Origin of the sequence: Pseudidiomarina homiensis (genome assembly GCF_003987225.1) — a bacterium.
Lineage (GTDB): Bacteria > Pseudomonadota > Gammaproteobacteria > Enterobacterales > Alteromonadaceae > Pseudidiomarina > Pseudidiomarina homiensis.
The window spans coordinates 1,675,795-1,688,292 of record NZ_PIPX01000001.1; the positions used below are offsets into that span (position 1 = coordinate 1,675,795).

General features: G+C 51.0%; 13 protein-coding genes. 9 read left to right on the forward strand and 4 right to left on the reverse strand.

Annotation, left to right across the window (positions count from 1 at the left end):
- The 5 genes from CWI70_RS07995 (at position 1) to CWI70_RS08015 (ending at position 3,071) form a co-directional block, all read left to right on the forward strand.
- Complete coding sequence (locus tag CWI70_RS07995; protein ID WP_126772081.1) at positions 1 to 435, forward strand: YybH family protein; 435 nt, start codon at positions 1 to 3, stop codon at positions 433 to 435.
- A gap of 113 nt (positions 436 to 548) precedes the next feature.
- On the forward strand, positions 549 to 1,013 hold the full coding sequence (locus CWI70_RS08000) for an SRPBCC family protein (protein WP_126772083.1): 465 nt from the start codon (positions 549 to 551) through the stop codon (positions 1,011 to 1,013).
- Positions 1,014 to 1,021: 8 nt separating this feature from the next.
- Positions 1,022 to 1,366, forward strand: a complete 345-nt coding sequence (locus CWI70_RS08005) for a YciI family protein (protein ID WP_126772085.1) — start codon at positions 1,022 to 1,024, stop codon at positions 1,364 to 1,366.
- A gap of 5 nt (positions 1,367 to 1,371) precedes the next feature.
- Entirely contained in the window at positions 1,372 to 2,610 is a 1,239-nt protein-coding gene (locus CWI70_RS08010) for an RNA polymerase sigma factor (protein ID WP_126772087.1), read from the forward strand.
- A 74-nt stretch (positions 2,611 to 2,684) separates the two neighbouring features.
- Positions 2,685 to 3,071, forward strand: coding sequence for a nuclear transport factor 2 family protein (locus CWI70_RS08015; protein ID WP_157980885.1), 387 nt, complete (start codon positions 2,685 to 2,687; stop codon positions 3,069 to 3,071).
- A gap of 22 nt (positions 3,072 to 3,093) precedes the next feature.
- Here the strand turns inward: CWI70_RS08015 and CWI70_RS08020 are convergent, their stop codons facing one another.
- The 4 genes from CWI70_RS08020 to CWI70_RS08035 all read right to left on the reverse strand — a co-directional run bounded on the left by CWI70_RS08020 (position 3,094) and on the right by CWI70_RS08035 (position 7,861).
- The gene (locus tag CWI70_RS08020; RefSeq protein ID WP_126772091.1) at positions 3,094 to 4,179 is read right to left on the reverse strand and encodes a DUF2891 domain-containing protein; all 1,086 of its coding nucleotides are present in this window, start codon (positions 4,177 to 4,179) and stop codon (positions 3,094 to 3,096) included.
- A gap of 72 nt (positions 4,180 to 4,251) precedes the next feature.
- Positions 4,252 to 5,838, reverse strand: a complete 1,587-nt coding sequence (locus CWI70_RS08025; protein WP_126772093.1) for an ABC-F family ATPase — start codon at positions 5,836 to 5,838, stop codon at positions 4,252 to 4,254.
- 90 nt (positions 5,839 to 5,928) lie between these two features.
- Positions 5,929 to 6,735 carry an SDR family oxidoreductase gene (locus CWI70_RS08030; RefSeq protein ID WP_126772095.1) on the reverse strand — a complete coding sequence of 269 codons (807 nt, stop codon included), beginning with the start codon at positions 6,733 to 6,735 and terminating at the stop codon, positions 5,929 to 5,931.
- Between the two features lie 19 nt (positions 6,736 to 6,754).
- On the reverse strand, positions 6,755 to 7,861 hold the full coding sequence (locus tag CWI70_RS08035; protein WP_126772097.1) for a threonine aldolase family protein: 1,107 nt from the start codon (positions 7,859 to 7,861) through the stop codon (positions 6,755 to 6,757).
- Positions 7,862 to 8,049: 188 nt separating this feature from the next.
- Here CWI70_RS08035 and CWI70_RS08040 point away from each other — a divergent pair, with 188 nt between their 5' ends.
- The 4 genes from CWI70_RS08040 to CWI70_RS08055 all read left to right on the forward strand — a co-directional run bounded on the left by CWI70_RS08040 (position 8,050) and on the right by CWI70_RS08055 (position 12,492).
- Entirely contained in the window at positions 8,050 to 8,439 is a 390-nt protein-coding gene (locus tag CWI70_RS08040) for a nuclear transport factor 2 family protein (RefSeq protein WP_126772099.1), read from the forward strand.
- A 163-nt stretch (positions 8,440 to 8,602) separates the two neighbouring features.
- Positions 8,603 to 10,756 (forward strand): catalase/peroxidase HPI, encoded by a 2,154-nt coding sequence (katG, locus tag CWI70_RS08045; RefSeq protein WP_126772101.1) that lies wholly within the window; start codon positions 8,603 to 8,605, stop codon positions 10,754 to 10,756.
- Positions 10,757 to 10,908: 152 nt separating this feature from the next.
- On the forward strand, positions 10,909 to 11,505 hold the full coding sequence (locus tag CWI70_RS08050) for a hypothetical protein (RefSeq protein ID WP_126772102.1): 597 nt from the start codon (positions 10,909 to 10,911) through the stop codon (positions 11,503 to 11,505).
- Between the two features lie 66 nt (positions 11,506 to 11,571).
- Positions 11,572 to 12,492: a hypothetical protein gene (locus CWI70_RS08055; RefSeq protein WP_126772104.1), complete on the forward strand. Its 921-nt coding sequence runs from the start codon at positions 11,572 to 11,574 to the stop codon at positions 12,490 to 12,492.
- The last annotated feature ends 6 nt before the right edge of the window (positions 12,493 to 12,498 follow it).

Genomic DNA, 12,498 nt, shown 5'->3' on the forward strand with positions numbered 1-12,498 from the left:
ATGAACACTCGACGAGGTCTCATCGGCGCATTGATGCTCTTCATCGCGATACCGATGAGTGCGACTGCACAACAAGATCCCAGCGAAGCAGTCGATCAGTTTCGCGCGGCATTGGCCGCCGGAAAAGTTGACGTCATCAGCGACATTCTCGCCAAAGACGTACTGATTTTTGAAGGCAGTGGCGTCGAACGCTCGCTAGCGGAATATCGCTCGCACCATTTACCTTCAGACATCAAGTTTAGTCAGCATGTGACATTTGAATTGCTTGAACGCGAGACGCGTAACGCTGGCGAGATTGCCGTCGTTACCTCGCGCTATAAAGTCTCGGGAACTTATAACGAAAAGACAATTGATTTAACGATGAATGAGACAGTTACAGCCAAAAAACTTGATTCATTAAATTGGCAGATCATTCTGATTCATTGGTCGAATTAACGCGCACTGCTTCAGTTCAGTCGATGTAAGTGCATATTGGCAGTTACCGAATGTCGAATTCACCTTTTGTTGTTCGATAACTATAGTGAACAACGTATTAAAGGAGAATTCCCATGAGCAAACCAACGGGCACTGTACACCTACATCGCATTCTGAAAGCCCCTGTAGAACGGGTTTATCGCGCCTTTACAGACAAGAGCGCACTGGAATATTGGTCGCCTCCGTACGGCTTTACGGGCACTATTCATGAAATTGACGTGCGCGAAGGTGGCGGCTACAACATGTCGTTCAATAACTTCACAACCGGTTCAAGTCATTCGTTTACGGTAAAGTACGTGGAGATTGTTCCGAACCAACGCATCCGTCATAAAGATAGTTTTGATAGTGGCCCGATGGCCGAGGTGATGGATGTTCTAGTGACCTTCAGACCTGTCGCTTGCGGTACTGAACTGAAAATTGAGCAAGCCGGTATTCCTGCCGAAATTCCGGTAGAGTTCTGTTATGCCGGTTGGCAAGAATCGCTAGCACAACTTGCCAACTTGGTTGAACCTGACGTGCCGGATTTTCCCGAAGAGTGAGCCATTATATGAAATATTTATGTTTAGTGTATGCCGATGAAGCTGAGTTGCATAACTTGCCGGAAAGCCCTGAAGATTCTGAATGTTTTGCCTATACGCAGCGCACGGATGCCGCTGCCTCATTTTTAGTGGGTGAAGCTTTACAGTCGGTGGAAACAGCAACCACGATCCGCCCTCGCGGTGACAAAGTGACCATCACCGATGGTCCTTTCGCGGAAACCAAAGAGCAACTTGTCGGCTTCTATATGATCGAAGCAAGTAACCTTGATGCAGCAATAGACTACGCAAAAGGTATTCCAGCGGCGCGAGTCGGTTGTATCGAGGTGCGTCCCGTCCGCCAGCTAGACGTTTAACACAAATGCCAGGGCTAGGTACGGAGCAACAGATTGCACTGATTTATCAGCAGGAATCTAGGCGCATTCTGGCCACCCTCATTCGCTTGCTTGGTGACTTTGAGCTGGCCGAAGAAGCCTTGCAAGAGGCTTTTTCGGCTGCCGTCACGCAATGGCGGAACGATGGCATTCCTGAACAACCACGAGCATGGTTGATTTCCACCGGACGTTTTAAGGCCATCGACAAACTTCGCCGGGATCAACGTTTTCGCGAATTATTACCGACGCTCGGCGATCTTACGGAAGAAGCAGCCGCACCCAATGCGCGAGCCATCGAAGATGACCAGTTACGGTTGATTTTTACCTGTTGCCACCCCGCCCTTGCCGAACCTGCTCGCATTGCACTTACCTTACGCGAGGTGTGTGGGATGACCACCGAGCAAATTGCACAAGCGTTCTTACAACCCACAAGTACCTTGGCGCAGCGTATTGTTCGCGCCAAAAAGAAAATCCGACAAGCACGAATTCCATTTGAGATCCCTGAAACAACACAGATGACTGAGCGGCTGGATGCTGTCTTACAGGTCATCTATTTGGTTTTTAATGAAGGCTACTTTTGTTCGAGTGGCGACGCTCTGATCAATGGCAAATTAATGGACGAGGCGTTGCGTTTGGCGCGACAACTTGTACGCTATGTGCAACATACAGAAGCGCAAGGACTCCTAGCGTTACTCCTGTTTCAACATTCTCGCCACCACGCACGGCTGAGTAATGATGGCCGCTTGTTAACTCTAGAAGCACAAAACCGCGAACTTTGGGATCCTGCGCAAATTCAAGAGGCCGATACCTTGCTTCGTGAAATCCTACCACGTGCTGATATTGGTCGTTTCACCCTGCAAGCCGCGATCGCCGGTTTACATGCAGATGTCAAAAGTTATGCGCAGACCGATTGGCGAGAAATACTAGCGTTTTATGATTTATTGCTACAGCGACACCCGTCCCCGGTCGTGGCGCTCAATCGTGCTGTTGTCGTAAGTAAATTATCCGGCCCACAAGCTGCGATAGAACTGATTCAGGAGCTCAATTGCAGCCAAACCTTGTCCGACTATCGATTTTTTCATGTCTTTCATGCCGACCTACTGCGACAGCTTGGTGATACCGTGGCTGCCGAACAAAGCTATCGCCGTGCACTGACCTTGACGCCACAAGATTCAGAACGCACTTACTTGCACGAACAACTCAATGAACTGCTGACGTCGAATTAAGCCTTCCTCGTTCGACTTACTCATACGTTATGAAATTTCATGACGCACTATGATTCAACAAGAGGAAAATGATCATGCAAACTATCGAAACAATGTTACGGCGCTTCAGCAACGCATGGGCAACCTTCGATACCGAAGTCATTTTAAACGCCGTTACCGATGACGTTCGCTTCGGTATGGCCAATAGCGACGACGTTATCAAAGGCAAAGCAGCTTTCGCCGATTGGCTGAATAATATGGATTGCGGGGATGGTGGCAAAGCGACCATCACCCATCATCAGTTTTTACTGGACGGCAATCGTGCAATGCTGACCGGTGATCTTGAGGTTAGCTGCGAGCTCGGCTCTGAGCGTTTCGCTTTTTGTGATGTATACGAATTAGACGGTGAAAAAATCAAAAAGCTTACGGCCTATCTCACTAAATATGGTGAGTCGATGGCATGCCCATCAGCAGGCGATTAACGACCCCTGAGGAAAGCGCAGGTTAATCCTGCGCTTGGTTCAATGCCTGAATGGCAAAACTGCCAAGCCAGTGGCCACCTTCGTAGCTATCGCCAAGTAAGTTGGGGTACGAATAGGTCATGTGCTGATCGGCCACTGCGCTTAAATGCGCGTATTGCGGATAAGCGTTGGCCAATGCGTATAAATTCCACGCACGGCTAAAGTTCAAGCCGTCGAGGTGCACGAGCTTGCCATCGGTACGGTCGCTCACTTTGCCAACTTCCAGGCTGTAGTCTTTGTTGGCTAGCTGCGGCATAAACGCTTGCAGCCATGGCAAAAACTCGTCGGCGGGCAACACTCGCTGCATCAAGCCAATTTCTTCAAGGCACGGTGAAATAAAATCGTAGCCACTGGGTTCCCACGCAATCGGGCAGTTTTCGTCCGCCATATAATAGTCTCGGGCGCGCTGTGCAATTAAATCCCGCAGTTCGGTTAAGTCATGGTTCACCGCATAGTCATAGGCAAAACTTAAACCAAACGCCGTGTTGGTGTGCTCACCCACGCGCACCGGGTACACCAGTTTTGGCAAAAACTCGGTGTAGCGTTGCACGATCACATCAACCAAAGGCTGCAAATTCGCGGCGAGTTGCTCAGCCAACGGGTCATCCCACGCTTTTAACTCATCCGATAGCTTGAGTAGCCAGGCCCAACCATAAGTTCGCTCAAAAGATTTGTTGATGTCTTTACTGAAAAACTCCGCCTCACGCTTACCGTTCTCGGCAGTGATATTACGCTCTAAAATTGCGCGTGCCTCGGCGGCATGCTCCATATCTGGAAATTGGCGCAGTAAGGTCACGAGCGACCAATAGCCATGGGCGGCACTGTGCCAGTCAAAGCAACCATAAAAAATCGGATGGTGCTCTGACGGCTCTTTTAGATCTTCTGCACTACCTAGGGTAATCCCGGTTTTATAGGGGTAAGGCGTTTCAACGCAGTGCAGCGGTAGCGTGATGAGCTTGTCGGCTTCACTGAGTGTTAGCTGGTGCGAAGGCTCAGCTGCCAGCGCCGTTTGGCTGACAAACCCTGTAGCTAGCAGCATCGAAGAGAAAAAAAGTGCGCGTTTCGTCATGGTATCAACCTTGCTGATCTGAATTCATGAATGGACATGCAGACCAGCATATTACAAAACGTGATTAAAAACCTAGCTTTGCTGCTTAAGATACTCGTCGTACGTGCCGGCGAAGTCGCGCATGCCTTGGTCGGTCAGTTCGATGATGCGCGACGCCAACGACGATACGAATTCACGGTCGTGGCTGACGAAAATTAGCGTGCCGTCGTAGTGCTCGAGGGCTAAATTCAACGCTTCGATGGACTCCATATCCAAGTGATTGGTCGGCTCGTCCATGATCAGCACGTTGGGCCGCTGCATGATCAGTTTGCCAAAGATCATACGGCCTTTTTCGCCACCCGAGAGAATGGTGACGGGCTTCTTGATGTCGTCTTGCGAGAACAACATGCGCCCTAGCACACCGCGCACGGCTTGTTCGTCGTGATGCGGTTGCTTCCACTGACTCATCCAGTCAAAGACCGTCAGTTTTTCTTTAAACCAATCAGCATGGTCTTGTGCGTAATAGCCAATATTAACGTTCTCAGACCATTTGATGAGGCCGCTGTCAGGCTGATATTGGTCGACCAGACACTTAAGCAGGGTCGTTTTACCGATACCGTTGGCACCGATAATCGCTACTTTCTCGCCGACTTCGATCATGGCGCTGATGTTTTTCAGCACTTGCAGGTCGTCGAAGCTCTTATGCACACCTTCCATTTCGAGGGCTAAGCGATACAGCTTTTTCTCTTGCTCAAAACGAATGAAAGGACTGACGCGACTTGAGGCTTTCACTTCCGCCAGTTGAATTTTCTCGATTTGCTTGGCACGTGAGGTGGCCTGCTTGGCTTTTGAAGCATTGGCCGAGAAACGGCTGACAAACTGCTGCAATTCAGCAATTTTTTCTTTCTTCTTAGCATTATCGTTGAGCAGTTGCTCGCGGGCCTGCGTGGCCGCGAACATGTACTGGTCATAGTTGCCCGGATAAACGCGCAACTCGCCGTAATCGATGTCGGCCATGTGCGTACATACGCTATTCAAGAAATGGCGGTCGTGCGAGATGATAATCATGGTCGCTTGGCGCTCGTTCAACACACCTTCGAGCCAGCGAATGGTGTTGATGTCCAAGTTGTTGGTCGGTTCGTCGAGCAGCATGATGTCTGGCTCAGAGAACAGCACCTGCGCTAGCAAAACACGCAGTTTCAGGCCTGGCGCCAGCTCGCTCATCAAGCCGAAGTGCGCTTCGAGCGGAATACCTACGCCTAAAAGCAGTTCACCGGCGCGTGATTCTGCGGTGTAGCCATCCATTTCGGCAAAAGCGACTTCTAGATCAGCAACCGCCATCCCGTCTTCCTCACTCATTTCCGGCAGGCTGTAAATGCGGTCGCGCTCGGCTTTGACTTGCCACAACTCTTCGTGCCCCATGATCACCGTGTCGACCACACTGTATTGCTCGTAGGCAAACTGGTCCTGACGCAATTTACCGACGCGCATATTAGGCTCAATCGAAATATTCCCCGCCGAAGGCTCTTGCTCGCCGCTCAAAATACGCATAAACGTAGATTTACCGCAGCCATTGGCGCCAATCAGACCATAGCGGTTCCCTTCGCCAAATTTTACAGAAATGTTTTCAAATAGAGGTTTTGCACCAAATTGCATGGTGACGTTTGCAGCAGAAATCACGTAGGCACTCTCTTCTTGCCCTAAGGCAGACCAAAAAATAGGCGCGTAATCTACGTGTTTTAGCGGCAAATTACAAAGGAAGTTTTGCAGTTAATCTCCCGCATTGGCATTAAAGCTACCGGCGAGCACGCCACCATCAATTGTAATTTCAGAAGCATTCATGTAGTTGGCTTCGTCGGAGGCGAGCAGCACGCAGACGGCGGCCACTTCGCTGACTTCGCCAAAGCGGTGCATGGGGCAGTCGGCGACGATTTTTTTAATGTTTTCTTCGCGCTGTGCGCCTTCACCTAGCATGGGCTCCCAGATGGGCGTCATAATAGCGGCGGGGTGAATGGAGTTGCAGCGGATCGGAAGCCCTTCCTGCGCGCAATACAACGCTACGGTTTTGGTGTGATTGCGTATTGCCGCTTTTGAAGAGGCATAAGCTGCAGCTCCAGGAATACCGACTAGTCCAGAGCGTGATGACATGTTGACGATGCTGCCAGCGCTTTGGGTGCGACGCATCAATTGAATCGCATGCTTACAGCCCAAGAAAGTGCCGTCTAAGTTGACCGCATGCACGCGGTGCCAATCTTCCAATGAAACGTTTTCGGGATCGTGAGGGCCTGTAGCCGCTTCGAGGCCAGTAATACCCGCATTGTTAAACAGTCCGTTGAGGCGCCCGAATTTGCTTTCGACCCAACCCATCAAGTCCTGCCATTGACCTTCTTTACTGACATCAAGTTCGTAAGCGAAGGCCCGCTCGCCTAATTCTTTGGCAAGTGCATTAATTTCATCCACTAAAATGTCGGTCAAAATAACCGTTGCGCCCTCTGTATGGTAGGCGCGCGCAACACCCTCTCCAATACCGCGGGCAGCACCCGTAATGATGATAACTTTAGCGTTGAGTCTGCCCATCAGCTTCGTTCCGTTTTTGTTAGCGTTGCTTCAGTATAGTCGTTAAACAGGCACGTAGATGCTCGTGCCAGAAACTTGCCGATTGTTGTAAGGCATTGCGGCCGAGGGTTATTTCACAAACGCAACGGCCGTTGTGTTGGGCTCGCGGTAACGGCAAAACTACAACGCCCTCTTGTTCTGCATAACGCGTCACTACTTCAATTAGCGCGGCCTCATCAGCATCAATATGCAAATGAAACATGGCCGCCTGCGGCTGCTCAGGGTTAACGCTTACGCCCGGAATACTTGCAAACAACGGCGCTAGCTCTTGTGCAAATGCTGCGGCTTTCGGCATCACGCTAAGATTTTCTTCAAGTCCCTGCGCGGCCGCCAGCACATAGGGGTACATTGAAATTAAATTACCACCCGCACGCCTTGACCAAACGCGCGCCTGTGCGACAAATTCTGTTGAGCCAGCGAGGACAGCGCCAGCAATGCCACCGAGATCTTTGTAAAGACTGACGTAGACGCTGTCGAAGAGCGCACAGACTTCCGCAAAGTTACGCTGGTAATAGTGTTCACACTGCCACAAACGCGCGCCATCAAGATGCACTGCGATGTTGTTTTTGCGTGCCCATTGCACCTGCGCTTGCAGGTCATCCCAGCTCGGGAGTTGTCCGCCAATTTCGCGCATGGGCAGTTCGAGCAGCAGCGCCGCAAGTTGCGAAGGGTCGTCTATTGCCCTCAGATCGCTGGCCGCTAATACATTGTCAGTGTGCCCTACTTGCTGACCTTGCAATCCCCAGAGCTGCTGATAGCCATCCTGTTCATGCAACACCAAGTGCGAGGTCGGATGCAACGCCACACCTTTGCGCCCACTCTTTTCTGCATGAATCCGCAACGCCAGCGGTTGCGCCAAGGTACCACTGGGCAGAAACACCGCTGCCGGCTTGCCCAACAACTTGGCAATACGCGCCTCGAATTGCTCTATGACTTCGCCAGAACCATAAACATCAGGGCTATCGTAAGCTTCCGCACGTTCCGCACAAGTCCTTAAAGTTTCGGCCATGGTTCGTGTCGGATGGCGCAAAATCGAGTGCTTTGCTGCGCTCGCTGCTCGTTGGTAGTTTTCTTTGAGTTGCTTCATTATGTTTGCCAGTTTTCTAAATAGTTTATTGGTGCCGCTCCTGCTTATCTTAAACAGCTCGTTGAAATTGAGATAGTACAAGAAATGAAGCCAGAAACGACATAGCAAATTCCGATCGACCATTGGTTTGTCGTATCACACGAACTGAACTACCTTTAAACCTCAACTCACTACCTGAAGAGGTTTTCATGAGTACTGCACTCGATCTGGTTCAAAACGTCTATCGCAACTTTGCCAAAGGCGACATTCCCTCGGTTCTCGGTGCGCTTGCACCCAACATTCGTTGGACTGAAGCCGAAGGCGGCCCCTACGGCGGTGTTTTCGTCGGGTCAGATGCCGTGCTTGAGAACGTATTTATGAAGATCGGTGGTGAGTGGGATGATTTTACCGCTGTTCCGCACGAGTTCATCACTGAAGGCTCAACGGTCGTGGCTTTAGGCGAGTACAGCGCTGTCTATAAGGCAACCGGCAAAAGCTTTAAAGCACCCTTCGCCCATGTTTGGAAGTTCGAAGATGGCAAGGCCGTGTCATTTCAGCAATACACCGACACGGCTGTCCACCAACAGCCGCTGCAATAATTCAACTTGGCGCCGCCATATGTATCGAAAAAACCTATTAAAGCGGTCGCTTTATTAGCGTTTACTCTTTTGGTTTCACCGACTACGCTTAAATCATCAACTTTAAGAAGTAGAACAGCCATAAGTAGAACGGCCTTAAGTAGAGTAGCCAAAGGAGCTTTTGATGAGCAACAGTAGTGGCAAGTGCCCAGTGATGCATGGCGGTCATACCGCCGCGGGCAAATCAAATATGGATTGGTGGCCGAATGCCCTCAATCTCGACATTTTGCATCAGCACGACACCAAGACCAATCCCCTCGATCCCAATTTTAAGTACAGTGAAGCCCTCAAAGAACTTGATGTTGAAGCGTTGAAGAACGACGTCAAAGCACTGATGACCGACAGCCAAGATTGGTGGCCAGCCGATTGGGGTCACTATGGTGGTTTGATGATCCGTATGGCCTGGCACGCAGCCGGCTCCTACCGTGTTGCTGACGGTCGTGGAGGCGCCGGTACGGGTAACCAGCGTTTTGCGCCGCTGAATTCGTGGCCAGATAACGCCAACCTCGACAAGGCGCGCCGCCTATTATGGCCAATCAAGAAGAAGTACGGCAACAAGATCAGCTGGGCGGATTTGATTATCCTCGCCGGCACTATGGCCTATGAGTCAATGGGCTTGCCTGCGTACGGGTTTGCCTTCGGTCGCGAAGATATCTGGCATCCAGAGAAAGATATTTATTGGGGCTCAGAACGAGAGTGGCTTACCAAAGAGCGTTACGGCGATAAAGACGACGGCAAATCATTGGAGAACCCTTTAGCAGCGGTGCAAATGGGCTTGATTTACGTGAATCCCGAGGGCCGTGACAGTATTCCTGATCCGTTGAAGAGCGCTGAAGATGTGCGCGAGACCTTCAAGCGTATGGCCATGAACGACGAAGAAACCGTCGCCCTGACTGCCGGTGGTCACACCGTCGGTAAATGTCATGGTAATGGTAAAGAAGAAAACTTAGGCCCTGACCCTGAAGCTGCTGATGTCGAAGAGCAAGGGCTTGGTTGGAACAACCACAAAACTCGTGGCATTGGCCGTGACGCAGTCACCAGTGGCCTCGAAGGTGCGTGGACCACCGAACCGACCAAGTGGGACAATGGTTATTTCTATCTGCTACTCAACTACGAGTGGGAATCGAAAAAGAGCCCTGCCGGAAAATGGCAATGGGAACCTATCGATATCAAGGAAGAAGACAAACCGGTTGATGCTGAAGATCCGTCGATTCGCCGTAATCCGATCATGACCGATGCGGACATGGCCATGAAAATGGACCCTGAGTATCGCAAGATTTCAGAGCGTTTCTACAACGACCCAGAGTACTTCTCGAAAGTATTTGCGCGGGCTTGGTACAAGCTCACTCACCGCGATATGGGGCCGTTGGACCGTTACATTGGCCCAGATGTGCCAGACGAAAAATTGCTATGGCAAGACCCTATTCCTGCGGGCTCGAAAGACTACGACGTCAACGCAGTGAAAGCGAAAATTGCGGAAACTGGCTTGTCGATTAGCGAGCTGGCAGCAACAGCATGGGACAGTGCACGAACCTTCCGTCACTCAGATATGCGCGGTGGTGCCAATGGGGCACGCATTCGCTTAGCGCCGCAAAAAGACTGGGAGGGCAACGAACCGGAGCGCTTGCAGAAGGTTTTGGCCAAGCTCGAGCCCATTGCTGCCGAATCCGGCGCAAGTATTGCCGACGTGATTGTACTCGGCGGTAACTATGCCGTTGAACAGGCAGCTCAAAAAGCCGGTTACAACATTGAAGTACCTTTTGCCCCAGGTCGTGGCGACGCTACACTTGAGCAAACCGACGTTGAAGGCTTCGAATGGCTAGAGCCAGTGCACGATGGCTTCCGTAATTGGCAGAAAAAGCATTACGAAGTCACCGGTGAGGAACTCTTGCTCGACCGCGCGCAGTTGTTAGGCCTGAGCGCACCCGAAATGACCGTGTTGATTGGTGGTATGCGTGTACTTGGTACCAACTACGGCGACAGCAAGCATGGTGTTTTCACGGACCGCGTTGGCAGCTTAACCAACGACTTCTTCGTGACCTTAGTGGACATGAAGTACAGCTGGAAGCCAACGGGCTGGAACTCCTATGACATTGTCGAACGTAAGTCAGGTGAGACCAAGTACACCGCCTCTCGCGTTGATTTAGTCTTTGGCTCAAACTCGGTACTGCGTTCCTACGCCGAACTCTACGCGCAAGACGATTCGCAAGAGAAGTTTGTGAAAGACTTCGTAAACGCATGGACAAAAGTGATGAATGCTGATCGCTTTGATATCTAAAATCTCGCAATAAAACGCGCCAAAAGCCTCGCCCGAAAGTGTGAGGCTTTTTTCTTTCTCCGTGTTTACCCAAGCTTTACATCCCTTTCAGGAATATGCCTCGGTTTGAATCGTTACCTTGATGTCTTTGCGACAAAACAGGAGAAATCATTATGAAAACGATCATCAAACCAAGTGTTATCGCATTATCATTAGCCCTAACTTCAACCGCAGCTATGGCCGATATAGGTTCAGCTTCGGTGAACGCCCAAGCTTCGGCTTCGGCTTCAACCTCAACGGAGCAGTCTGCTGCAATTGAAAACCAGAACGGCCAATCAACTAATACATCTGCACAAGCAAATACTTCAGCAGACGTTGAAGCTGATGCTTCTGTGCAAGCTGAAGGCCAAACTGAGCAACCGACTGACGACAGTGAAGAAAGCTCAAACGACGCAGACCCGGCGGAAAATGAAGCCGAAATGCCCGAAGCCGAGCTACCTGACACTGAAGTGGCAACCAACGCCCTCACGTCAGCTACAGCTGAGTCAGTAGCCTCAGCCGAAGCAGCGCTGAACGACGTTAACTCTGCTGTGAATGGCAGTGTCGATACGGTGGTATCCACCGCTGTGAGCACAGCATCTGAAGCTGCAGTGCAAGATGCTGTCGGCGAAACGGTGGAGAGTACGGTCGATACTGCAGTGGAAACCGCAGTGGAATCTACGGTCGATGCAACAGTTCGCGATAGCATTCGCGGCGGCTTGGGCATTTAAGCTAACGCGCGACTTAAACCACGCAGCCGGCGCTCTGTCGGCTGCTTTTTCTCTGCGGAGGTTATTATGAAATCGACACAGATCACCCTATCTAGCTGCAGCCTCATGCTCGCATTGTCGGCCGCAGCACCCATACAAGCCAAAGACGATGCTTTCGATTGGTCGGGTAAACTGCAAGCAGGCTACCAGTACGACAGCAACGTAAATATTCGAGAACTTGACCAAAATACCGAACGTTCAGACCAAGCCCTTGTGACAGAAGCTCAGCTTGGCTTGCAATGGCGCCCATGGCGCAAGCTTGAAGTCAAAGCAGGTGCGCAGCACAGCGATTACGCCTATCAAGAATTCACCGCGTTCGATCTGGCAATCACCACGTTGAATGGCGAAGTAAGCTACGATTTCGACGTGGTCAAAATCGGCATGAGCCGACACGACGCCGATGCCAAACTCGCCAGTTCTGACTTTCTTGATTACCAACTCGATACGCTTTACCTGTCGCGCCTTTGGGGCAAACAATGGTTTACTCGCTTCGCTTACGAAGACACCGACAAGCAGTTTGCGAATTTGAGCGAACGTAACGCGACCGCCAAGGCCTATAGCGGAGATGTTTACTGGTTCACGCCATCAGCAAAAAGCTTTATCACGCTGGGCTATACCGATCACGATGAAACCGCCGATGACCCGCAGTTCAGTTATAACGGTTCGACCCTTCGCGTACGTTGGCAAACGCGCGCACCTTTGTGGGGCAATGAGCATACTTGGCAGCTGGGCTGGCAGTTGGAAAACCGCGACTATGTGCAGCCAATGCCCGATCGAAATAGTGCGCGCGACGAGCAACGTCAGTCTGTGCAGGCGAAGTGGCAGATCCCATTAAGCGAGGCGTTTCGATTCACTCCTAAACTCGAGTACGTCGACAACCAGTCGAACTTCACTGACGTTGACTACCAGGAAACAACGGCGAGCTTGAACTTCAGTGTTCACTTTTAGGCCTAC

Excerpts from the sequence above, each read along its gene's own strand:
- CWI70_RS08055 (WP_126772104.1), top strand. The coding sequence starts at position 11,572 with ATGAAATCGACACAGATCACCCTATCTAGCTGCAGCCTCATGCTCGCA.
- CWI70_RS08005 (WP_126772085.1), top strand. The coding sequence starts at position 1,022 with ATGAAATATTTATGTTTAGTGTATGCCGATGAAGCTGAGTTGCATAAC.
- CWI70_RS08040 (WP_126772099.1), top strand. The coding sequence starts at position 8,050 with ATGAGTACTGCACTCGATCTGGTTCAAAACGTCTATCGCAACTTTGCC.
- CWI70_RS08030 (WP_126772095.1), bottom strand. The coding sequence starts at position 6,735 with ATGGGCAGACTCAACGCTAAAGTTATCATCATTACGGGTGCTGCCCGC.
- CWI70_RS08035 (WP_126772097.1), bottom strand. The coding sequence starts at position 7,861 with ATGAAGCAACTCAAAGAAAACTACCAACGAGCAGCGAGCGCAGCAAAG.
- katG (WP_126772101.1), top strand. The coding sequence starts at position 8,603 with ATGAGCAACAGTAGTGGCAAGTGCCCAGTGATGCATGGCGGTCATACC.
- CWI70_RS08015 (WP_157980885.1), top strand. The coding sequence starts at position 2,685 with ATGCAAACTATCGAAACAATGTTACGGCGCTTCAGCAACGCATGGGCA.
- CWI70_RS08000 (WP_126772083.1), top strand. The coding sequence starts at position 549 with ATGAGCAAACCAACGGGCACTGTACACCTACATCGCATTCTGAAAGCC.
- CWI70_RS08010 (WP_126772087.1), top strand. The coding sequence starts at position 1,372 with ATGCCAGGGCTAGGTACGGAGCAACAGATTGCACTGATTTATCAGCAG.
- CWI70_RS07995 (WP_126772081.1), top strand. The coding sequence starts at position 1 with ATGAACACTCGACGAGGTCTCATCGGCGCATTGATGCTCTTCATCGCG.
- CWI70_RS08050 (WP_126772102.1), top strand. The coding sequence starts at position 10,909 with ATGAAAACGATCATCAAACCAAGTGTTATCGCATTATCATTAGCCCTA.
- CWI70_RS08020 (WP_126772091.1), bottom strand. The coding sequence starts at position 4,179 with ATGACGAAACGCGCACTTTTTTTCTCTTCGATGCTGCTAGCTACAGGG.